The organism is Pseudomonas sp. H2_D02, assembly GCF_054677635.1.
This window is the reverse complement of record NZ_CP162816.1, coordinates 3,781,207-3,802,554: the sequence shown is the minus strand read 5'-3', so window position 1 is coordinate 3,802,554 and position 21,348 is coordinate 3,781,207. Positions and strand designations below refer to the sequence as shown.

Below are 21,348 nucleotides of genomic sequence, written 5' to 3'. Positions count from 1 at the left end.
ACAGGCGATAGGCCGATGGTAGAGAGCCCCGTGCGGTGGACGAATGCGTCATTGGCAGGGGGCTCTCTCGTTATTTGGTCGTAGGTTTGAATTTTCAGGACACGAAGAGCGGGAACGAGCGCTGCCTTTAGTGGCGAGGGGATTTATCCCCGCTGGGCTGCGAAGCGGCCCCAGAATCTCTGCGAGCGCTACGCACTCGAGCGGGGATAAATCCCCTCGCCACAAAAGCAGCACCCCGCTCAATGACAACTCAGCGCTTGGCCACAAGCTCCTTCGGCAACTTGAAGGTCCAGAGCATGCCGCCCTGGTTGAAGTCCTTCACGCGCTTGGCCACCTCGCCGCCCCACAGCGGCACCGCACCACCCCAGCCGGACACCACCGAGACGTACTGCTCGCCGTCCATTTCCCAGGTAATCGGCGAGCCGAGCACGCCGGAGCCGGTCTGGAATTCCCAGACCTTTTCCCCGGTCTTGGCGTTGAAGGCTTGCAGGAAACCTTCAGGCGTACCGGTGAACACCAGGTTGCCCTTGGTGGTCAGCACCCCGCCCCACAGCGGCGCGAAGTTCTTGTGGCGCCAGACTTCCTTGCCGGTCTTGGGGTCGATGGCCCGCAATACGCCGATGTAATCCTCGTTCAGCGGCTTGATGGTGAAACCGGCGCCGAGGAACGCCGCGCCTTTCTTGTAGGCGATGCCTTCGTTCCAGATGTCCATGCCCCATTCATTGGATGGCACATAGAACAGGCCGGTGTCCTGGTTGTAGGCCATCGGCATCCAGTTTTTCGCACCGAGGAACGCCGGCGCCACGAACACCGAACTGCCCTTGGCTTCGCTGCCCGGCGCGCCCGGACGGCTGGCCTCGTTGTAGATTGGTCGGCCATCCTTGTCCAGGCCGGTGGCCCAGGTGATCTTGTCGACGAACGGGAAGCCGCGGATGAACTTGCCGTTGGTGCGATCAAGCACGTAGAAGAAGCCGTTACGGTCGGCGGTCGCCGCGGCCTTGATGTCCTTGCCGCCTTCCTTGTAGTTGAACGAGATCAGTTCGTTGACGCCGTCATAGTCCCAGCCGTCGTGGGGCGTGCTCTGGAAGTGCCACTTGATGCTGCCGTCGTCCGGGTTCAGGGCCAGGCGCGACGAGGAATAGAGGTTGTCGCCAGGGCGCAGGTGGGAGTTCCAGGGCGCCGGGTTGCCGGTGCCGAACAGCAACAGGTTTGTTTCCGGGTCGTAGTAGCCGCCCAGCCAAGGCGCGGCACCGCCAGTTTTCCAGAGGTCACCCGGCCAGGTCTTGCCCGCCTCGCCGCCGGAAATACCGTTTTCCACGGCCTTGCCGTCCTTGTAGACGTAGCCCATGTGGCCTTCCACGGTCGGCCGGGTCCACAGCAGTTCACCGTTTTTCGGGTCGAACGCACTGATCTGGCCGACCACGCCGAACTCGCCACCCGCCACGCCCGTGATGAGCTTGCCGTTCACCACGAGCGGCGCGGCACTGATGGAATAGCCTTCCTTGTGGTCGGCGACTTTCTTGCTCCACACCACTTTGCCGGTGTCCTTGTTCAAGGCCACCAACTTGGCGTCGAGGGTGCCGAAGAACACCAGGTCGCCATACAGCGCCACGCCCCGGTTGATCACGTCGCAGCACGGGCGGATGTCATCGGGCAGGCGCGCGTCGTATTGCCAGAGTTTCTTGCCGGTGCGCGCATCCACCGCGAACACCCGCGAATAGGACCCGGTGAGGTACATCACCCCGTCCTTGATCATCGGCTGGGCCTGCTGGCCGCGCTGCTTTTCGCCGCCGAAGGAGAACGCCCAGACCGGACGCAGGTCCTTGACGTTATTCACGTTGAGGGTGTCGAGCGGGCTATAGCGCTGGCCCTGGACCCCCAGGCCGTTGGTGACGATCTGTTGCGGGTTCTTCGGGTCCTGGAGAATTTCCTGGTCGGTCACGGCGGCCAACGCCGAGCCGGACAGCAGCATGGCACTGAGCAGCAGGTTCACGGCGAAGGGCTGGCGACGTGCGGGATGAATCATGGCGGCTACCTCTGCGGTTATTGTTATACCCGGGAAATTTTCCCGGTCTGCCACAGATTCTTGGCCCCGACGGCGCCGCCAACAATTGCCCGCTGTGTTGAGTTTTCTAGTTCCTTGGTACACATGAGGATCAGCACACCCTGTGGCGAGGGGATTTATCCCCGCTGGGGCGCGAAGCGGCCCTAAAACCTGACAGCTCGGTATGCCAGACAGATCCAAGGGGCCGCTTCGCAGCCCAGCGGGGATAAATCCCCTCGCCACTGGGGTATGTGCTCAGTCAGGGTCGTGGGTGTCCACCCGCGCCATTCCCACCCGCTCATAACGCGGATAAAGATGACTGACACTGCGAATCAGCTCATACCGGCTCAGGCTGATCCCGGCGAAGCGCTCGGGAATGGGGCTGCGGATCATCTCGGCCATGTCGTCGCCCCGGGCCGCGCCGTCGCGCATCAGTTGGTCGAGCCAGCCCAGGTAGTCGCGCATCTGCGAGAAAGGCCGGGCATCGCTGGCCACCGGGCCGTGGCCGGGGACGACTTGCTTCCAGGGCAGCGCCTGGAGCGTGTCGAGGTCCTTGAGCCAGACATCCAGGCCAGGGCTGTTCGGGGTGGTCAAGGCCCGTTCGTAAAACACCAGGTCGCCGGCAAACAGCACGCCGGTGGTTTCATCGAGGATCGCCAGGTCCGCGCCGGTGTGCCCGGCCAACGCCAGCAGGCGCAGTGAATGATCGCCGACCTTCAGCGTCCCGGGGCTCAGCGCCTGGGTCGGCAACACCACCTCGGTGCCGCGCATCCAGTCGCCTACCAGCCGGTACATGTTTTCCGCCAGCGCATCGCCCTGCTGTCGCAGCAGGTCGGTGGTGCCGGGCAACGCGCCGATGGGTACGTCGCTGAAGGCCTGGTTGCCCAGCACGTGATCGGGATGATGATGAGTCAGCAGCACCTGGATCACCGGTTTGCCAGTCGTCGCGGCTATGGCCTGGCGCAGCGCCTCGCCATAGCGCCTGGACGGTCCGGTGTCGATGACCACCACACCCGCCTCGGTGACGATGAACCCGGTGTTGACGATGTTGCCACCGTTGGCCTTGGCGAAATTATCCGTGCTGCCTTCCAGCAACCAGGTGCCCTCGGCGATCTGCCGCGGCTTGAGGGAATAATCGGTGGCGGACCACGCCGGCAGGCACAGCCCAAGACAGATCAGCAACAACCAGCGCATGGTGCGCTCCTTTGATCAGGGAATGGCCGCCTCGAACTGGTTGCCGCTGTTGTCGCGCAGCACCAGGCGGGTCTGGCCCGGGCCTTGGATATCGAAGCCCAGGTTGGGGTTTTCGCTGACCGCCGGGAACAGCTCCAGGCGCGCCAGCAGCTTGCCGTCGGCGTCCAACAGTTGCGCCTGGTTGAGGAAGAACTCCGGGATGCCGCTCACCAGGCCGTTGTCCATGGGATGGGCGATCTGCAAGCGCAGGCGATTGGAATCCCCACGCGGGTAACGCCCGCCCAACACTTCGCCCAAGTGTTCTTCCCATCCCGGTTGGGTGCGCACCACGCTGGGCGCGGTGCAACCGCCACCCGCCGCATCGATCAGGGTCGAGCCAACGTGCCACAGGCCGTCGCGGGTCTGCACGGCAGCACGCAACGGCGTCGCTTGCTCGATGCGAATACGGATCGACAGCCACGGCAGCACCCGCTCCGAAGGCTGGAAATCAACGATTCTTGGCAGCGGGTTGAGCTCGGCCCAGGCCAGCACCCGCACGACGTCGCCCGTGAAGGCCCGCGCATCGATTTCCAGCGGCACCTGGCGGGCGTCTTCGGCAAAGGGCGGCGCCAGCACCCGCACCCGCTCGTCGAACACGAACGGCGCATCCGCCAGCAACTGTTTGTGATAGAAGGCCCACATCACCGACGGCACCGGGTCCTTTCCCGGCTCGATCGCGCTCGCCATCAACGGCAGGCAACCCAACAGCAGGCCGAACGCTCGCCAATTCATCCCGCGCTCCTATTGGTACATCTCGGGTACTTCGTAGCGCAGGCCATAGTGGGCATACACCGTCTTGAGAGTGCCATCGCGAATCAAACCTTCCAGTGCCTCTTCCACCGCGTAGGCCAACTGACGGTTGCTTTCATGCACCGCCATGCCGATCTCCCAGCGCTGCTTGCCCATGTTCGGGTAGGCGTTTTCAGCGAGGGCCAACTGCGGGTCGGCCGCCTGATGCACTTGCCAGTCGATCTCCCCGCGCATCGCCATGACCGCGTCGACTTCGCCGGCCTGCATGGCCCCGAAGGCTTTGGCGACGGTGGGGTAATGGCGGGTCTTGGCGCTCAGCATGCCGTTGAACACCGAGGTCAGGTAGAACGAGGGCACGCTGTCGACTTCGACGCCGATGGGGTGCTGCTGGAACACCGCGACGCTGCCCACCGACTCCAGTCGGCGACGGTCATACGCCACCTGCCAGCATTCCTGTTGATACGGCCCGAACATCACCACCTGGGCGTTTTCCAGCTCACCGATGTCGTTGCGCCGTTGCACATAGTCGTGATCGTACGGCACGCGCATCATCAGGTCGGCCAATTGCCGGTCGTGCAATGGACTGCTGCGCCAGATGTAGTCACGCAGGTCATCGTCGAGCTTCTCGCCGGGCGGCGCCCAGATCAGTTTCAGCCGCACGCCCATGGCCTTGGCCAGGGCCTGTGCCAATTCCACATCGACGCCCCGGGGCTGGCCCTGGTCTTCGAAACTGTAGGGAGCGAAATCCTTGTAGACCGCGACCTTCAATTCGCCGTCGGCGATCATCTGGTCATAGCTGCGCACCTGCGCCTGCACCGCCGGGCCCCACAGCAACAGGCCGCACATCACCCACGCGAACAAGCGCATGGCAATCACTCCTCGACGTGCACGCTGTCCAGATAAGTCCGCACCGCCCACAGCGCTTCCTGGCTCAGGTAATCGGCCATCTTCGGCATGTAGACGCGACCGTCGCGCACCGCGCCGTGGCGCACGCGCTCGACAAACCATTCATCGCCGGCTTCGGCGGCGTCGAGCATGCGCAGGTCCGGTGCGATCCCGCCGGACTTGGCTTCCAGGCCATGGCAGGCCGCGCAGTTCTGGTTGTAGGCCGAAGCGCCGATTTCCACGGCCTTGTCCCGCTCCGGAGAGTTGCGATAAGGGTTCTGTGCGACCCAACCGTCGGCGTCCACCGGCAGGTTGGCGTCCTTGATGGGCGTCAGCCCTTTGGTTTCCACTGCCTGGGGCACTACGTTGCCATGGGCCCATGCAGAGCCAGCGCCGGTCAGCCCCATCAGCAATGCGGTAGCGATGATGGCGTTGCGTTTTGTTGTCATTGTTATGCCCTCGAAATTGCACGCAAGACCTCTTTGCAGAGGCCGTGCCGTCATCTTAGGAACCGCGTGCCTACAGCCGAATGCTGCTTTGGTGGTCGCGGTCTAGTTCCTTGGTAGCAGGTCGTCCGACGCAAGTCGCAAAGACAGGCGGCCTGGGAAGTCTTCCCGGCAAGGGCGGGACTTTTTCCGTATCGGACGAGGCGTGCGAGCCCCGACCCTAGTCAGGCCAAAACCTCACTGGGAAATCCCACCATGACAATAAAAACCCGCCCCGCCCTCTCCTCCCTGGCCGTTGCCTTGCTGCTTGCCGGTGGCCTGTCCCTGGGCACCCAGGCGCACGCCGCCGTGACCTGGGAAGACATCGCCAATGATCACCTGACCACCCAGGACGTGCTGCAATACGGCATGGGGACCAACGCCCAACGCTGGAGCCCGCTGGCCCAGGTCAACGACAAGAACGTGTTCAAGCTGACCCCGGCCTGGTCCTATTCTTTCGGCGACGAGAAGCAACGCGGCCAGGAATCCCAGGCCATCGTCAGCGACGGCGTGGTGTACGTCACCGGCTCGTATTCGCGGGTGTTCGCGCTGGATGCCAAGACCGGCAAGCGCCTGTGGACCTACAACCACCGCCTGCCGGACAACATCCGCCCGTGCTGCGACGTGGTCAACCGCGGCGCGGCCATCTATGGCGACAAGATCTACTTCGGCACCTTGGATGCCCGCGTCGTCGCCTTGGACAAGAACACCGGCAAGGTGGTGTGGAACAAGAAGTTCGGCGACCACGCCGGCGGCTACACCATGACCGGCGCCCCGGTGCTGATCAAGGACAAGACCAGCGGCAAGGTCCTGCTGATCCACGGCAGTTCCGGCGATGAGTTCGGCGTGGTTGGGCAACTGTTCGCCCGTGATCCGGACACTGGCGAAGAAGTCTGGATGCGCCCGTTTGTCGAAGGCCACATGGGCCGCCTCAACGGCAAGGACAGCACCCCGACCGGCGACGTGAAGGCGCCGTCCTGGCCTGACGACAAGACCACCGAGACCGGCAAGGTCGAAGCCTGGAGCCACGGCGGTGGCGCACCTTGGCAGAGCGCCAGTTTCGATGCCGAGACCAACACCATCATCGTCGGCGCGGGCAACCCCGGCCCTTGGAACACCTGGGCGCGCACGGCCAAGGACGGCAATCCGCATGACTACGACAGCCTCTACACCTCCGGCCAGGTGGGTGTCGATCCAAGCACCGGTGAAGTGAAATGGTTCTACCAGCACACGCCGAACGACGCCTGGGACTTCTCCGGCAACAACGAGCTGGTGCTGTTCGACTACAAGGACAAGGACGGCAAGGTGGTCAAGGCCACCGCCCACGCCGACCGCAACGGCTTCTTCTATGTGGTGGATCGCAATAACGGCAAGTTGCAGAACGCCTTCCCCTTCGTCGACAACATCACCTGGGCCAGCCACATCGACCTGAAGACCGGTCGGCCGGTGGAAAATCCCGGCCAGCGCCCAGCCAAGCCGCTGCCGGGAGAAACCAAGGGCAAGCCGGTGGAAGTCTCGCCGCCGTTCCTCGGCGGCAAGAACTGGAACCCCATGGCCTACAGCCAGGACACCGGCCTGTTCTACGTACCGGGCAACCAATGGAAAGAGGAGTACTGGACCGAGGAAGTCAGCTATAAAAAAGGCTCCGCCTACCTGGGCATGGGTTTCCGGATCAAGCGCATGTATGACGATCACGTCGGCAGCCTGCGAGCCATGAATCCCACCACCGGCAAGGTGGTGTGGGAGCACAAGGAGCCGCTGCCGCTGTGGGCCGGCGTGCTGGCAACCAAGGGCAACCTGGTGTTCACCGGCACCGGCGACGGTTTCTTCAAGGCCTTCGATGCGAAAACCGGCAAGGAGCTGTGGAAGTTCCAGACCGGCAGCGGCATCGTCTCCCCGCCCATCACCTGGGAGCAGGACGGCGAGCAGTACATCGGCGTGACCGTCGGCTACGGCGGCGCCGTGCCGTTGTGGGGCGGCGACATGGCCGAACTGACCAAGCCCGTGGCCCAGGGTGGTTCGTTCTGGGTGTTCAAGATTCCGAGTTGGGATAAGGCCACGGCGCAGAAATAACCCTGACCCACCTGGGCCCCAACCCACACCACCACCCCATGTGGGAGCGAGCTTGCTCGCGATAGCGCAATGTCAGTCAACATCAATGCCGGCTGGACCACCGCCATCGCGAGCAAGCTCGCTCCCACAGTTAACACCGAGTTCCTGCCATGAAATTTTTGCCATTACTGCTTCTGTTCATCGGCGCCGTTGCCCATGCCGATGACCCCGACACCGCTCTGACAATCAACGGCTGCACCATCGCCGAATCCAGCCAATGCCCCGGCGCCAACCTGCGGGGCGCCAAGCTCGCCAACCAGGACCTGCGCAAGATGAACCTCGCCGGCGCAGACCTGCGCGATGCCGACCTGCGCCACGCGCGGCTGGACCTGGCCAATCTCGAGAAAGCGCAGCTACAGGGCGCCAATCTCAATCGAGCCAGCCTGCAACAAAGCAATCTGCGCCTGGCGGACTTCAGCGGTGCCACGCTGAAGGCTATCCAGGGCTGGGGCCTGTTTGCCCAGGGTGCGCAGTTCCAGCAGGCCGACCTGACGGCGGCCTATCTTCAGTTCGCGCGGTTGTCCGGCGCCCGACTGCACGACGCCAACCTGCAGGCCGCCGACCTGGAAATGGCCTGGCTGAGCAAGGCCGACCTCAAGGGCGCTGATCTGCGCGATGCCAATCTGCAAGAGGTCAAGCTGGGTGAAAGTAATCTGGAGCAGGCCAACCTGATGGGCTCGCGGCAGCACTATGGGAATTTCCAGGATGCGAATATGCAGGGGTGTGTCGGGTGCCCGACTTCTTGGGAGCGCTGAACGCCCCGTGGCGAGGGGATTTATCCCCGCTGGGCTGCGAAGCAGCCCTAAAACCCGACAACTCGGTATGCCAGGTAGATCTAGGGGCCGCTTCGCGCCCCAGCGGGGATAAATCCCCTCGCCACAATTATCTTCATCGCCTGCTTTCACCCCGCCACCCGCACCACCCCCATATCAATCCCCAGATGCACCAACTCAGCATGGGAACTGACCTGCAACTTGCTCTTGAGCAACGTCAGGTGGTTGGAAACGGTCTTGGCGCTGATGCACAGCCGTTCGGCAATGGTTCGCGCGGGGGTGCCCTTGGCGAGCATGACGAAAATCTCCAGCTCGCGTTGGGTCATCGATTGCAGGCGCGGATCGCTGTCGTGGCGGGTGGTCGCGCAAGCCAATTGCGTCGCCAGGGCCTGTTCGATATAGGCATGACCGGCCAACACCCGCCGCACCGCTTCCACCAATACTTGCGGTGCCGAATTCTTCGTCAGGTAACCTGCCGCGCCGGCCTCCAGCGCCTGGCGAACCAATGGCAATTCATCGTGCATGCTGAAAAACAACACCCGCAGTTGCGGCAGGCGCTGCCGCAGGCGCCGGGTGGTTTCCAGCCCGCTGATGCCCGGCAGCCCGAAGTCCATGATCACCAGGTTCGGTACCTGCTCCTGCACCTGGCTCAACGCCTCTTCACCCGAAGCGGCTTCGCGAACCTGCAGCTCCGGCATCATTGCTCGCAACAGGCTGGCGTAGCCTTGCCGGACCACGGCGTGGTCATCCACCAACAAAATGTTCATGACGCCTCCAGGGGAATGTTCAAGTCCAGCGCCCAACCCGCGCCGGGCCGGCTCATGACCCGCAGCTCACCGCCGAGGCTGCGGGCCCGTTCGGCCATCGAATGCAAGCCCACGCCGGCCCGGGCGGGCTGCTGGGCACCGCAACCGTTATCGCGCACCCATAGCCGCAGGCGACCGGCGCGGTGCTGCATGCGGATGCGTACCTGGCTGGCGTCGGCATGCCGGGCGATGTTGGTCAGCGCCTCCTGCAACAGGCGGTACAGGTGGGCTTTGTCCGGCCCGGCCAATGCCGGTAGCGCGCCATCGACCCGCAACTGACAGGCGATGCCGTGGTTGTCCTGCCATTGCCGGGCCAACAGCTCGATGGCCTCGCCCAGCGGCAGATGCTGGAGCACGACGGGGTACAAATCGTTGACCAAGGCGCGAAAACCTTGCTGCAAATGATCGCAGTGTTCTTCCAGTTCGCTGGCGGTCTGCTCCAGCGCAGGCGGCTGGTGGATCACCAGCCGCAGCAGGCAGGCCCGCGCTCGAATGCCTGCCACGTACTGGCCCAAATCGTCGTGCAGGGTTTGCGCGAGGGACCTGCGCTCCTGCTCTTGCACAGCCAGCAATGCCTGGGTCAGCCGAGCATTGTCCGCCCGGGTCTGGGCCAGGGCGGCAGTCATCCGATTGAAATGCTCCGCCAACCGCTGGGCCTCCGAAATGCCTGCTGCCCGCAGGTTCACCTGCAGATCCCCGGCGGACACCTGATGCAGCGCCTGCAGCAATTCGTCCAGCAAGCGCATGCCCCGGCGCACCGCCCAACGAATCGCCAGCAAGCTGAGCAGCAAGGCCATCGCGCAAACGCCGAGCAGTTGCACCAGGGAATCGAGGATCTCATCCACTTCATCCACGGGGTCAACGGCGATCCAGGCCCGACGTCCGTCCTGCAATTCAACGACCTGGGCGGCAGGACCATCGGCCAACAGTCGACGCCCCAACCAAGCGTTCAAGCCAGGCTCTTGCGCTGGCGAATTTTCCCCGGGTGCCGACCAGCGCACCCGTACATGACGCAGGCTGCCAGTCAGCCTCGATTGGAGGCTGGCCGGGTCGCGCTGGGCGGTCTCGCGCAGGTAATGCACCACCGACTCGGCCGATTGCAGTTCCCGTCGCACATCCGCCGTGGCCTGGTGCAACAGCAGGGTTGCACAGGCCAGGGTGACCAGGGCGAAGAACGCCGTGACCCAGAGGTTGATTCGCCAGAGGGCTGACATGGCTAGTGCTCCGCCCCCTGACTCACGCCGATCCCCCGTGGGAGCGAGCTTGCTCGCGATAGCGGTGGGTCAGCCGGCCTCAATATTGAATGTGCCGCCATCATCGCGAGCAAGCTCGCTCCCACAGGGGTCGGGGCACGCCAATCCACTCCGATCAAACTCAGGATCAGTAACAACGGCAACAGCAGCGTCTTGAAAACTCGCATGCCTGTCCGCTCCCTGATGAATGACGATACAGGGCATCCTAAAACCCCGGCGCCTGGGGCGAGCTACTACCTTGGTACTGCCCCGGCGGTACTTTCTGCATATTTCCCCGGGACCACGGCCTTCCTATGCTGGCGCTACCTGCAATGGAGGACGTCATGCGCCGGCTTGTCAGTTACGCCCTGGTTTACCTGTTGGCTGCGGCGACCGCCCAGGCAGGCGACGCCGTGCCGTTGCAGGTGCGCATCGGCTACCTCGGCTACCGGCCCGACCCTGGCCCGCTGTTGTCCAACGTCATCGCCGAACCCTCCGATGCCGGGCTGCGCGGCGCCGAACTGGCGATCATCGACAGCAACAGCACCGGACGATTTCTCAAGCACGACTACCGCCTCGAAAGTGCCAACGTCGACAGCCCCCAGGCATTGCTGGAGGCCGCCCGTGCCCAGCATGCGCAAGGCCTGCGTCTGTTCGTGGTGAATGCGCCGGGCGAAAGCCTGCGCCAGCTCAGTGCCGCCCTCCCCGACAGCCTGCTTTTCAACGCTGGCAGCCCTGATGACAGCCTGCGCACCACCGAATGCCCGGGCAACGTCTTGCACACCCTGCCCGACCGCTCGACCCTCGCCGATGCCCTGATCCAATTCAGTGTCGTGCGCAAATGGCAGCGGGCCTTGCTGATCGTCGGCCAGACACCCGAAGACCAGGCCTACGCCGCCGCATTGCGCCGGGCCATGAAGCGCTTCGGCATGAAGATCGTCGCCGAGAAGGCCTGGCAGTTCGACAACGACCAGCGCCGCAGCGCCCAGGCCGACATGCCGCTGTTCACCCAGACCGCGGAATACGACGTGGTGCTGGTGGCCGACGAGCGCGGCGACTTCGGCGAATACGTGCCCTACCAGACCTGGTATCCGCGCCCGGTGGCCGGCACCCAAGGGCTGACGCCCACCGGTTGGCACAAGACGGTCGAGACCTACGGCGCGGCGCAACTGCAAAAACGCTTCGAAGCCTTGGCCGGGCGCTGGATGAACGACCGCGACTTCGCCGCCTGGATCGCCGTGCGCAGCATCGCCGCCGCCGTCAGCAAGTTGCGCCAGGACGACCCGTTCGCGATTCGCCAACTGGCCCTCGGCGATCAGTTGCCGCTGGATGGATTCAAGGGCCGCAAGCTCAGCTATCGCCCCTGGAACGGCCAGTTGCGCCAACCGATTCCCCTGGTTCAGCCGCGAGCCTTGGTCAGCACCTCGCCCCAGGACGGTTTCCTGCATCCGTCCAACGAAATGGACAGCCTGGGCTTCGACCAACCCGAAGTGAGCTGTCGCTACCCCTGATCGATAACAACAATAAGGAAAACGCCATGCGCCGCCCCCTGCTCAACCCGGCTCTGCTTTGCCAAGCCCTCGCCCTGGGCGCCTCGCTGCTCCTTGCCGGTCCCGCTGCGGCCAGCATTGCCTGGGTCTCCAATGAAAAAGACAACAGCCTCAGCCTGATCGATCTGCAGAGCCTTGAAGTCGTCGAAACCTTGCCGGTCGGCCAACGCCCCCGGGGCCTGTTGCTGTCCCATGACAACCGCCTGTTGTACATCTGCGCCAGCGATTCGGACCGGGTCCAGGTGATGGACGTCGCCACCCGCAAGATCATCAAGGAGCTGCCGTCCGGCAAGGACCCGGAACAATTCGCCCTGCACCCCAACGATCGCTGGCTCTATGTTTCCAACGAAGACGATGCCCTGGTCACGGTGATCGACACCCAGACCTCCGAAGTGCTGGGCCAGATTGGCGTGGGCGTCGAGCCCGAAGGCATGGCCGTCAGCCCCGACGGCAAGTGGGCGGTCAACACCAGCGAGACCACCAACATGCTGCACTGGATCGACACCAGCACCCAAACGTTGGCGGACAACACCTTGGTCGATCAACGGCCGCGCTTCGTCGAGTTCAATCGCGACGGCACGCAGCTCTGGGCCTCGGCGGAAATCGGCGGCACCTTGACTATCCTCGACGTTGCCACGCGCCAAGTCCTGAAAACCCTGACCTTCCAGATCAAGGGCGTGCATCCGGACAAGGTACAACCGGTGGGCATCAAGCTCAGCGCCGACGGCAAGCTGGCGTTCGTCGCCCTGGGCCCGGCCAACCATGTCGCGGTGATCGACGCGAAGACCTTCGAAGTGCTGGATTACCTGTTGGTGGGCCGGCGCGTCTGGCAACTGGCGTTCACCCCGGACCAGAAGCAATTGCTGGCGACCAATGGCGTCAGCGGCGATGTCTCGGTCATCGACGTCCAGAGCCGCAAGGTGCTCAAGTCGGTGAAAGTCGGACGCTATCCCTGGGGCGTGGTGGTGACGCCATGAACGCCTTGGAGGTCAGCGACCTGGGCTTCGCCTACGGCGCCCGGGAGGCCTTGCGCCAGATCCATTTCAGCGTGCCCGCCGGACACTTCGCCGCGCTCCTCGGGCCCAACGGCGCGGGGAAGTCGACGCTGATAGCCCTGCTGACGCGCCTGTATGACGTGCAGCGCGGCGAGATCCGGGTCGGCGGCCATTCGCTGCGCACGTCACCGCGCCAGGCCTTGCGCCAGCTGGGCGTAGTGTTCCAGCAAAGCACGCTGGACCTGGACCTGAGCGTCGAACAGAACCTGCGCTATCACCTCGCGCTGCACGGTGTGTCACGCCGCCAGGGCTGCGCGCGGGTCGACGCCGAGCTGGCCCGCCAACAATTGACGGAACGGCGCCACGAGCGCGTGCGCAACCTCAACGGCGGGCATCGGCGCCGGGTGGAAATCGCCCGCGCCCTGCTCCACGAGCCGCGCCTGTTGTTGCTGGACGAGCCGAGCGTCGGCCTTGATCCCGCCAGCCGCCAGGCCCTGGGGCAGCATATTCGCCAGTTGTGCAACGAACACGGCATCAGCGTGCTCTGGACCACTCACTTGCTCGACGAAGTGCAGCCCAGCGATGACCTGCTGATCGTGCATCAGGGCCGGCTCGTCGCCAGCGGTCGGGCCGAGGACGTGAGCGAGGAACACGGCGGCAGCCTCGGCTCGGCGTTCCATCGTTTGACCGCCTCGGGAGTCGCCGCATGAATGCTTATTGGCAATGTTTCAGTGGCATCGTGATGCGCGAATGGCTGCGCTTCGTCTTGCAGCGCACGCGGTTGCTCAGTGCACTGGTGCGACCGTTGTTGTGGCTGCTGGTGTTTGCCGCCGGCTTTCGGGCGGCGCTGGGCATCGCCATCATCGCGCCCTACGACACCTACATCCCCTACGAGGTATACATCGTGCCGGGGCTGGCCTGCATGATCCTGCTGTTCAATGGCATGCAGGGTTCGCTGTCGATGGTGTACGACCGGGAAATGGGCAGCATGCGCGTGTTGCTGACCAGCCCCCTGCCCCGGGCCTTTCTACTGGCGAGCAAGTTGCTCGCGACCTCGCTGATTTCCTTGTTGCAGGTCTACGCCTTCCTCGCCATTGCCTGGCTCTACGGCGTCCAGCCTCCGGCGATGGGCCTGCTGCTGGTATTGCCGGCCCTGTTGTTGGTGGCGCTGATGCTCAGCGCCCTGGGCCTGTTGTTGTCCAATGCGATCCGGCAACTGGAGAATTTCGCCGGGGTGATGAATTTCGTCATCTTCCCGATGTTTTTCCTGTCTTCGGCGCTGTATCCGCTGTGGAAAATGCTCGAGGCCAGCCCGTGGTTGTACTGGTTGTGCGCGGTGAACCCCTTCACCCATGGCGTGGAACTGGTGCGGTTCGCCTTGTACGGGCAATTCAACCTGCTGGCGATGACCGTGTGTGTGGGGTTGACGCTGGTGTTCGCGCTGCTGGCGGTGTGGACGTTCAATCCGCAGCATGCGGCGTTGCGCAAGGCTAGCTGAACGGTCCAGCACACAGGGCCCCTGTGGGAGCGAGCTTGCTCGCGATAGCGGTGGACCAGACACATCAATGCTGACTGAACCACCGCTATCGCGAGCAAGCTCGCTCCCACACGGCAATGTGCGGGTCTTCAGGCCGGAAATTACTACTTTAGTACCGGTTTTCCTGTCTATGGTCGCATTCACAAGACCTCGACCCTGGCATGTAATGGGCGCATAACAAAAAGGATAAATCCCATGCCCCGTTTGCTGGCGATCGTCTTGCTGGGCCTGGCGCTGAATGTCGCTCAGGCCGACACCGCGCTGTTTTCCCCACAGGGTTATCGCATTACCCAATACCGCAGCCCGACGCCCGCCTCCGCCGACGGCGCGCAAACCCTCGACACCGAATCCTTGCAGCGCCTGCTCGGGCAAACACCCGCCCCGGTGTTGATCGACGTCTACCGACGTCCCTGGGTCCAGGGGCGTTTCATCGACACCGAGCCCCACGCCAACCTTCCCGGCAGCCTGTGGCTGGCCAACACGGGCGATGGCGAACTGGATGCAACCTGGCAGGACTACTTCAGTTTCCACCTGCGCAAGGCCACCGCCGGACGCATGGATCAACCACTGGTCTTTTACTGCCGCTCCGATTGCTGGTTGAGCTGGAACGCGGTAAAACGCGCCGCGACCATGGGCTATAAACATTTGTACTGGTACCGCGACGGCCTCGACGCCTGGGAGGCGGCCAACCTGCCCCTGCAAGCCGCCCGCCCCGAACCTTTTCCCTGATGTGAGCGACCTGCGTGCAACTGCCCCAACACGACAATAACGAGGTGAATGGCCATGTATAAAATCCTGATAGCCGACGATCACCCACTGTTTCGCGAAGCCATCCACAACGTCATCAGCGACGGTTTTGCCGGCAGCGAGGTGATGGAAACCGCCGACCTGGACAGCGCCCTGGCGCTGACCCGCGAACACGACGACCTGGACCTGATCCTGCTGGACCTGAACATGCCCGGCATGCACGGCCTCAATGGCCTGATCAACCTGCGCAACGAGGCGCCGACCATCCCGGTGGTGATCGTTTCCGCCGAGCAGGACAAGCAGATCGTCCTGCAGGCCATTACCTATGGCGCGGTGGGCTTCATCACCAAGTCTTCGCCGCGCTCACAAATGACCGACGCCATCGAGCAGATCCTCAATGGCAACGTGTACCTGCCGCCTGACATCATCCGCACCCAGAAGAGCCCGACGGGCCGGCGCCTGAACGAAACCCCGGCGTTCCCGCCCGAACTGCTCCAGGCCCTGACGCGCAAGCAATTGCTGGTGCTCGAACGCATGACCAAGGGCGAATCGAACAAGCAGATCGCCTACACGCTGGACATCGCCGAAACCACGGTCAAGGCCCACGTCTCGGCGATCCTGCGCAAGCTCAACGTGCATAACCGGGTGCAGGCGATTCTCAGTGCGGGGGATATCGATTTCGGGGCGTACTTGCGCCGGTAGCTGGCTACCCGCGCTCCGTGGCGAAAAGAGATCAACTGTGGCGAGGGGATTTATCCCCGCTGGGCTGCGAAGCAGCCCCCTGGATCTTTCTGTGGAACCGAGTAATCCGGAATTAGGGCCGCTTCGCGCCCCAGCGGGGATGAATCCCCTCGCCACAAAAGCGGTTCGACTCATCGGCTGGTTGTTTGGCCCAGCAAGTGACTCATCGCAATCTTCAACTTCATTGGCCGTACCGGCTTGTGCATCAGCGTGTGGCCAAGCTCGCGGATCTGCTGCTTGAGTTCGTTGCTGTAATTGGCCGTGATCATCATCGCGGGAATCGGTGAGGTTCGGCAGGCGTTGATCCGCGCCACGGCATCGACGCCGTTCTGGTCGTGATCCAGGTGGTAGTCGGCAATCAACAGGTCCGCGTCGGCACGATAATCGTCCACCTGCCGCGCGAGGTCCTGTTCCGACAATGCCGTCACCACCCGGCAGCCCCAACCTTCCAGCAAAGTGCGCATGCCGGCGCAGATCGCCGCGTCGTTGTCCAGTACCCAGATCCGCGCCCCACGCAGGCGTTCGAGCATCGGCTCGCTCATGTCCAGGCACGGCAGTGGCTTGGGCGCGGTGGCGCTGAGGGGGACTTCGATGGCGAATACCGAGCCTTTGCCCGGCCATGAACGAACCTGGATGCGATGCCCGAGGATCCCGGCGATCTTCTCGACAATCGCCAACCCCAGGCCCAAGCCACGATCCTGGTCCGGACGCTGGACGTCACCGCGCTTGAACTCTTGGAAAATCTCCTCCAGGCGATCCTGGGCGATGCCGATGCCGGAGTCCCAGACTTCGATCGACACACGATTGCCGTGGCGCCGGCATCCCAACAGTACTCGCCCGTTCGGGGTGTAGCGCAGCGCGTTGCTCAGCAGGTTGCGCAGGATCCGCGCCAACAGTTGGATATCGCTGCGCACCAGCACCGAGCAAGGTATGAATCGCAACTCCAGACCCTCGCTGCGAGCCACTTGGCGATATTCGGCTGCCAGGTTGTCGAGCAATTCGCACAACGCGAACGGCGCTACATCGGCCTTGATCACACCGGCATCGAGCTTGGAAATATCCACCAGCGTGCCCAACAGATTTTCCACGTCCTGCAGGGAATTGCTGACGTTGCGCACCAGTTGCGCGTTCGCCACCGGCTCGCGGCGTTCGAGCAAGGCGCTGGTGAACAGCCGCGCCGCGTTCAATGGTTGCAACAGGTCATGGCTGACCGCCGCGAGGAATTTGGTTTTCGACAGGTTGGCCCGCTCGGCTTCACGCTTGGCTTCGCGCAGGCGCAGTTCCACCCGGCTGCGCTCGTCGATTTCCCGTAGCAACTGGTCGTTGAGGGTGGTCAGTTCTGCGGTGCGCTCCTGCACCCGCTGTTCCAGGTTCTGATAAGCCTGGTGCAACGCCTCGGCGGTGCGACGGCGCTCGGTGATGTCGCGGATCAGCACAAAGATGCCCACCACCTCGCCGTTGGCCAGCCGGTTGGGCACGTAGGAGCGCAGCATGTAGCGCTCCTGGTTGTTGATGTTGGTCTCGGCGAATTCGAAGGTCACACTCTCGCCAGCCAACGCCCGGGCCACGTAGGCCTCCAGGCGCTGGTAATGCTGTTCGCTGTGGGCTTCGCGCAGGCTCTGGCCGAGCATCACGCCGCGGGGCCAGCAATACCACTGCTCGTAGACCTTGTTGGTGAATTCATAGACCAGATCGGCATTGAGGTAGGCGATCAGCGCCGAGCACGTGGTCGGTGATCAGGCGGATCCAGCGCTCGCTCTCGCTCAACGCCTCGGCGTGCTGGTAACGCTCGGTGATGTCGGTGAAGGTGTTGACGTAGCCACCGGTGGGCAGCGGATGGGTGCGGATCTCCAGGACGCGGCCATCAGAGAGGCGCTGCTCGCATTCCTGGATCAGCCGGCCATTGCCGTCGCGACTGGCCGGCGTCAGCAGTTGCAATTCACTGTCGCCGATCACCTCGTTGAACGGTCGATGGGCCGCCACCGGCGCCAGGCCGCTGAGCTCCAGGAAGCGCCGGTTCCACAGCTCCAGGACGCCTTGGGCGTTGACCATCGCCACGCCCTGGGACAGGTTGTCCACGGCGCGTTGCAACAGATGGGATTTCTGCGCGACGGCCTGTTCGCGGCGCACGGTTTCGCTGAGTTTGACGTCGGTGATGTCGGTGAACAGGATCACACGCCCGCCTTCCTGGGTCGGCCGTTCGCTGACCTGCAGCCAGCGCCCGTTCTGCAAGCGATACAGCACCGGCTCGTCTGGCTGGCCGCGGGTTTCTTCGCTGAACAAACCATTGGCGGTCATCAACCGCTTGACCTCGCCAAGGCGCATCCCCGCAATGATCCGCACGCGGCTGTGGGCCCAGAACGCCTTGAAACGGCTGTTGAACAGAACGATGCGTTGCTGCTCGTCGAACAGCACGAATGCATCGGAAATGCTTTCGATCGCATCGATCAGGTGCCGATGGGCCGTTTCCGCCCGCAACCGTGCTTCGCCGAGCAAATGATTGCCGGCCTTGAGCTCGGCCATGGCCTGGTTCAACGCATCGGTACGTTCACGCACCTGCTCGGCCAGCACCACCGAATGCTGGAACGCGGCATACGGGTCGCTGCCGCGGGTCACGCCGGATTCCACCCGTTCGATCAGTGCGTCGTTGATGCGCCGCAGTTTGTGGTTTTCATGCTGCAGGGCGGCGAGCTGCGCCTGCAGCTCAGCGATGGCCGGGGACGCGATGGCGGGCAATGGCAACTCCGGTGAACGTCTGGTTGATGTGCATGCCATTGAACTGTTCTCCATAGGTGTTGAACCCCATCACCCGATGTTCACGCAAAAATTGGCCGATCTGCTCCAGGCCGTCGCGCCCTTCCAACTCCAGGCGCCGCAGGAAACAGTCGCAGCCGATGGTCAGCAACAGATCGCCGAGGCGCGCCTGCAAGCCGTCGAACAGGTCTTGCAGGTTGTGCAGCAACGGCCCCGGATCCATGGCGGTCAGGACGATGCCGTTCTCCACCGCACAATAAAAACTCAGGCTCAGGTCCGGATGGACCTGCTGGATCGCTCGGACGTAGTACTGGTCGTTGATCCGCACCGCCAAGGGGTGCGCGGCGAATACCCGATAGTCCAGGGCACTCACCGGGACGCCGATGTGCCGCGCGTATTCCTCCGCGGCAGGCTCGGCGTTGAGTTCGTAGACCCGCCGCGAGGCGCTGTCGGCGCCGGTCACCACCAGTTTCTCTTGCCGGGGCAGGATGTGGTGGGTGGTGAACACCTCGAATTCCAGCCAGGTATTGATCAGCACTACCACCGCTGCGCCGCTGTGGAACTGGCCTTCAAAGTAAACGTGGGTGTGGGTCAGGTAGTTGTCATCGCCGGCCGAACCGCCGAAATGCGGGATGTCCCCCAGGGCGGCGCTCAAGGCTGCCAGCACCATTTCCTCACGGCTGGACAGGCCGTCCAGCAGGGTCAAGGCGAAACTGTGACCCTTGATTGGCGCCAAGGCGTTGCTGCGACAACCGCTCGCCAGCCGCTCGACCATCTGCTGGGCGTCGATCAGGCTGAAGTGCTCCATCTCGCCGATCAGTTCGGCGGCGATGGAGAAATGCCGGTGGTCGAAACCCACCGCCGTCACGCAATTGCGGCCGTAGCCTTGCGGGGTGATTTCCCCGGCGCTGGTGCAGCCCACCAGGCGAATCCCGCCAAAGCTCCGGGCCAACGCCTGGGCGAGGTCTGGCAAATGGTATTCGGCGGAACAGAAAAACAGCACGAACCCCAGGTACGGGTGCAACAACTGTCGCGCCAGTTCCTGGGCCACTTGTTCGACGTCCGTTGCCTGGGACATGGCGCTGACCACACCCTCGCTCTGGGCCTGCTGCATCTGCGCCTCCGACGGTGCGTGATAGAGCCTTGAGTGTACGAATCCGCGCCCTGCCCACGAATGCTACTTGGGTAGCGGGTGGGCACTTCCATGGGAGGAGAACCGTGACGGCCCCGGCCGCGATGCGCACGGTCGGGGCCGCCACGAAAACCTAAGACATGTTCGAGACCGCTTTTGTGGCGAGGGGATTTATCCCCGCTGGGCTGCGCAGCAGCCCCCGGACCTTTGTGTGGAACCGAGTAATCAGGGATTAGGGCCGCTTCGCGCCCCAGCGGGGCGGTGCGACGTTTCGCTAAATCCCCTCGCCACAGGGGTCATTGCAACCCGATCGATCGGATTACCAGGTCAACACCGCCCCCACCGCAAAGGTGTCGGTGTCTTCGTTCTGCGCGCTGGTGTCATGGCCATCGATTTCGAACTGGTTGTATTCGGCCACGAGCTTGAGGTTGTCGTTGATGTCATGGAACAACGCGATACCGCGTGTCTCGTAATCGGCGCCGCTGCCGACCACGCCGTTGCCGTCGTCCTCGGTCTTGCCGTAGGACAACGCCAAACGATTTTTGCCCAGTTTGTAGGAGCCCTGCAGCAGGTAGCCCTTGCTGTCGACATTGCGCAAGGTGGCTTCGCCGGCATTGTTGGTGAAGAACGGGTTGATGCCCTTGGCCTGGAACCCCGAGCCGGTGAGCGACAGCCCGCCCATCTTCGCCTGCACCCCATAACCCAGGCCTTTGGACGTCACCGACTCGACGTTGGAATCGGTGTTGTCGGAGGTCTGGTAGCTGCCGTTGAGCCAGCTGTAGATCTTCGCCCCGGCCAAGTCGAATTGGTAAGTGATCTCGCTCTCGGTGCGTGGGTTTTCCTGATAGGCCTTGCCGGTGGCGCTGCTGTCGTTGGTGTCCACCGGGTCCATGATACCCACCGCCACGCGCAGCCCTTCCATCACCGGGGTGCGATAGGTGATCTGTGACGTCGGGAACGGGTACGGATAACCGCTGCCGATATTGCCGAACGACACGCCGCCACCGTCCACCAGGCCCAGGGTGTCGCTGACCTGGCCGTAACCGGCGAGCAGCTCGTCAAGCAGGATGTTGGAACGGGCGAACAGGCCAAAGTCCTTGCCGATCAGCACCTCGCCCCACTCCGGGTTGGCGACGGTGCCGTAGAACTGCCGCACATCGATGGCGGTGTCGGTGCCGTTGGTTTCACTGTCGTTGATGGTCACCCAGAACGAGGCACGGGCGCCGAGCTTCAGGTCATCGACCTGCTTGCCCATGTTGAAGCCCAGGTAGTTGGGCAAGAAACCCATCTTGACCCGTGCCTGACGCCGGTCGAACTGATCCCCGGCGCGGTCCACGTCGCTGTTGACGTAGAAGGCGTTGATGTAGCCGTCGGTGGAAAAGGTCGTCTGGTCCTTGTCGTACAGCATGATTTCGGCGTGGGCCCAGGGCATCGAGCCGAGGGTCGAGAGGCCGGCGATGACCGCAGGCAAAAAACGCAGGCAGGTATTTTTATTGTTGTGCATGGCGCGCTCCGCAACAGGGGACGGGATGTCGGAGGCGATTATCGAAAGGCGCCAGGGCGCGTCATACG

General features: G+C 63.4%; 17 protein-coding genes and 1 pseudogene. 8 read left to right on the top strand and 10 right to left on the bottom strand.

Annotated elements, in window-relative coordinates:
* Positions 1-250 precede the first annotated feature (250 nt).
* The 5 genes from AB4N42_RS17490 to pedF form a co-directional block, all read right to left on the bottom strand.
* Complete coding sequence (locus AB4N42_RS17490) at positions 251-2,026, bottom strand: PQQ-dependent methanol/ethanol family dehydrogenase (protein WP_030138945.1); 1,776 nt, start codon at positions 2,024-2,026, stop codon at positions 251-253.
* Between the two features lie 273 nt (positions 2,027-2,299).
* Complete coding sequence (locus tag AB4N42_RS17485; RefSeq protein ID WP_460115055.1) at positions 2,300-3,238, bottom strand: quinoprotein relay system zinc metallohydrolase 1; 939 nt, start codon at positions 3,236-3,238, stop codon at positions 2,300-2,302.
* Positions 3,239-3,253: 15 nt separating this feature from the next.
* Entirely contained in the window at positions 3,254-4,009 is a 756-nt protein-coding gene (locus AB4N42_RS17480; protein WP_030140758.1) for a quinoprotein dehydrogenase-associated SoxYZ-like carrier, read from the bottom strand.
* A gap of 9 nt (positions 4,010-4,018) precedes the next feature.
* Positions 4,019-4,894, bottom strand: coding sequence for a substrate-binding periplasmic protein (locus AB4N42_RS17475; RefSeq protein ID WP_030140757.1), 876 nt, complete (start codon positions 4,892-4,894; stop codon positions 4,019-4,021).
* 5 nt (positions 4,895-4,899) lie between these two features.
* Positions 4,900-5,361 carry a cytochrome c-550 PedF gene (gene pedF / locus AB4N42_RS17470; protein WP_030140756.1) on the bottom strand — a complete coding sequence of 154 codons (462 nt, stop codon included), beginning with the start codon at positions 5,359-5,361 and terminating at the stop codon, positions 4,900-4,902.
* A 252-nt stretch (positions 5,362-5,613) separates the two neighbouring features.
* On the opposite strand from pedF, the gene exaA reads away from it, so the two are divergent.
* Together exaA and AB4N42_RS17460 are read left to right on the top strand one after the other, a co-directional pair.
* On the top strand, positions 5,614-7,470 hold the full coding sequence (gene exaA / locus AB4N42_RS17465; RefSeq protein WP_407684405.1) for a quinoprotein ethanol dehydrogenase: 1,857 nt from the start codon (positions 5,614-5,616) through the stop codon (positions 7,468-7,470).
* A 149-nt stretch (positions 7,471-7,619) separates the two neighbouring features.
* Positions 7,620-8,264, top strand: a complete 645-nt coding sequence (locus AB4N42_RS17460) for a pentapeptide repeat-containing protein (protein ID WP_258647092.1) — start codon at positions 7,620-7,622, stop codon at positions 8,262-8,264.
* Between the two features lie 146 nt (positions 8,265-8,410).
* Here the strand turns inward: AB4N42_RS17460 and AB4N42_RS17455 are convergent, their stop codons facing one another.
* Both AB4N42_RS17455 and AB4N42_RS17450 read right to left on the bottom strand, forming a co-directional pair.
* Positions 8,411-9,049 (bottom strand): response regulator, encoded by a 639-nt coding sequence (locus AB4N42_RS17455; protein ID WP_030140753.1) that lies wholly within the window; start codon positions 9,047-9,049, stop codon positions 8,411-8,413.
* Positions 9,046-10,302, bottom strand: a complete 1,257-nt coding sequence (locus AB4N42_RS17450) for a HAMP domain-containing sensor histidine kinase (protein ID WP_030140752.1) — start codon at positions 10,300-10,302, stop codon at positions 9,046-9,048. The genes AB4N42_RS17455 and AB4N42_RS17450 overlap by 4 nt, the downstream gene beginning before the upstream one ends.
* 362 nt (positions 10,303-10,664) lie before the next feature.
* Here AB4N42_RS17450 and AB4N42_RS17445 point away from each other — a divergent pair, with 362 nt between their 5' ends.
* The 6 genes from AB4N42_RS17445 (at position 10,665) to AB4N42_RS17420 (ending at position 15,851) form a co-directional block, all read left to right on the top strand.
* Positions 10,665-11,831, top strand: a complete 1,167-nt coding sequence (locus AB4N42_RS17445; RefSeq protein ID WP_030140750.1) for an ABC transporter substrate-binding protein — start codon at positions 10,665-10,667, stop codon at positions 11,829-11,831.
* A gap of 26 nt (positions 11,832-11,857) precedes the next feature.
* Positions 11,858-12,847 carry a YVTN family beta-propeller repeat protein gene (locus tag AB4N42_RS17440; RefSeq protein ID WP_249874727.1) on the top strand — a complete coding sequence of 330 codons (990 nt, stop codon included), beginning with the start codon at positions 11,858-11,860 and terminating at the stop codon, positions 12,845-12,847.
* Entirely contained in the window at positions 12,844-13,575 is a 732-nt protein-coding gene (locus AB4N42_RS17435; protein ID WP_460115054.1) for an ABC transporter ATP-binding protein, read from the top strand. The genes AB4N42_RS17440 and AB4N42_RS17435 overlap by 4 nt, the downstream gene beginning before the upstream one ends.
* Positions 13,572-14,363 carry an ABC transporter permease gene (locus tag AB4N42_RS17430; protein WP_460115053.1) on the top strand — a complete coding sequence of 264 codons (792 nt, stop codon included), beginning with the start codon at positions 13,572-13,574 and terminating at the stop codon, positions 14,361-14,363. Before AB4N42_RS17435 ends, AB4N42_RS17430 begins: the two co-directional genes overlap by 4 nt.
* Positions 14,364-14,597: 234 nt before the next feature.
* The gene (locus AB4N42_RS17425) at positions 14,598-15,131 is read left to right on the top strand and encodes a PQQ-dependent catabolism-associated CXXCW motif protein (RefSeq protein ID WP_431145470.1); all 534 of its coding nucleotides are present in this window, start codon (positions 14,598-14,600) and stop codon (positions 15,129-15,131) included.
* Positions 15,132-15,185: 54 nt separating this feature from the next.
* Positions 15,186-15,851, top strand: coding sequence for a response regulator transcription factor (locus AB4N42_RS17420; protein ID WP_039588789.1), 666 nt, complete (start codon positions 15,186-15,188; stop codon positions 15,849-15,851).
* 170 nt (positions 15,852-16,021) lie between these two features.
* Here AB4N42_RS17420 and nahK read toward each other — a convergent pair.
* The 3 genes and pseudogenes from nahK to AB4N42_RS17405 all read right to left on the bottom strand — a co-directional run bounded on the left by nahK (position 16,022) and on the right by AB4N42_RS17405 (position 21,280).
* Positions 16,022-18,665: pseudogene (gene nahK / locus AB4N42_RS17415) on the bottom strand (hybrid sensor histidine kinase/response regulator NahK/ErcS').
* Positions 18,595-19,758 carry a nitric oxide-sensing protein NosP gene (nosP, locus tag AB4N42_RS17410; protein WP_030140744.1) on the bottom strand — a complete coding sequence of 388 codons (1,164 nt, stop codon included), beginning with the start codon at positions 19,756-19,758 and terminating at the stop codon, positions 18,595-18,597. Before nosP ends, nahK begins: the two are co-directional and overlap by 71 nt.
* Before the next feature lie 337 nt (positions 19,759-20,095).
* Entirely contained in the window at positions 20,096-21,280 is a 1,185-nt protein-coding gene (locus tag AB4N42_RS17405; RefSeq protein WP_030140743.1) for a porin, read from the bottom strand.
* Positions 21,281-21,348: the final 68 nt, after the last annotated feature.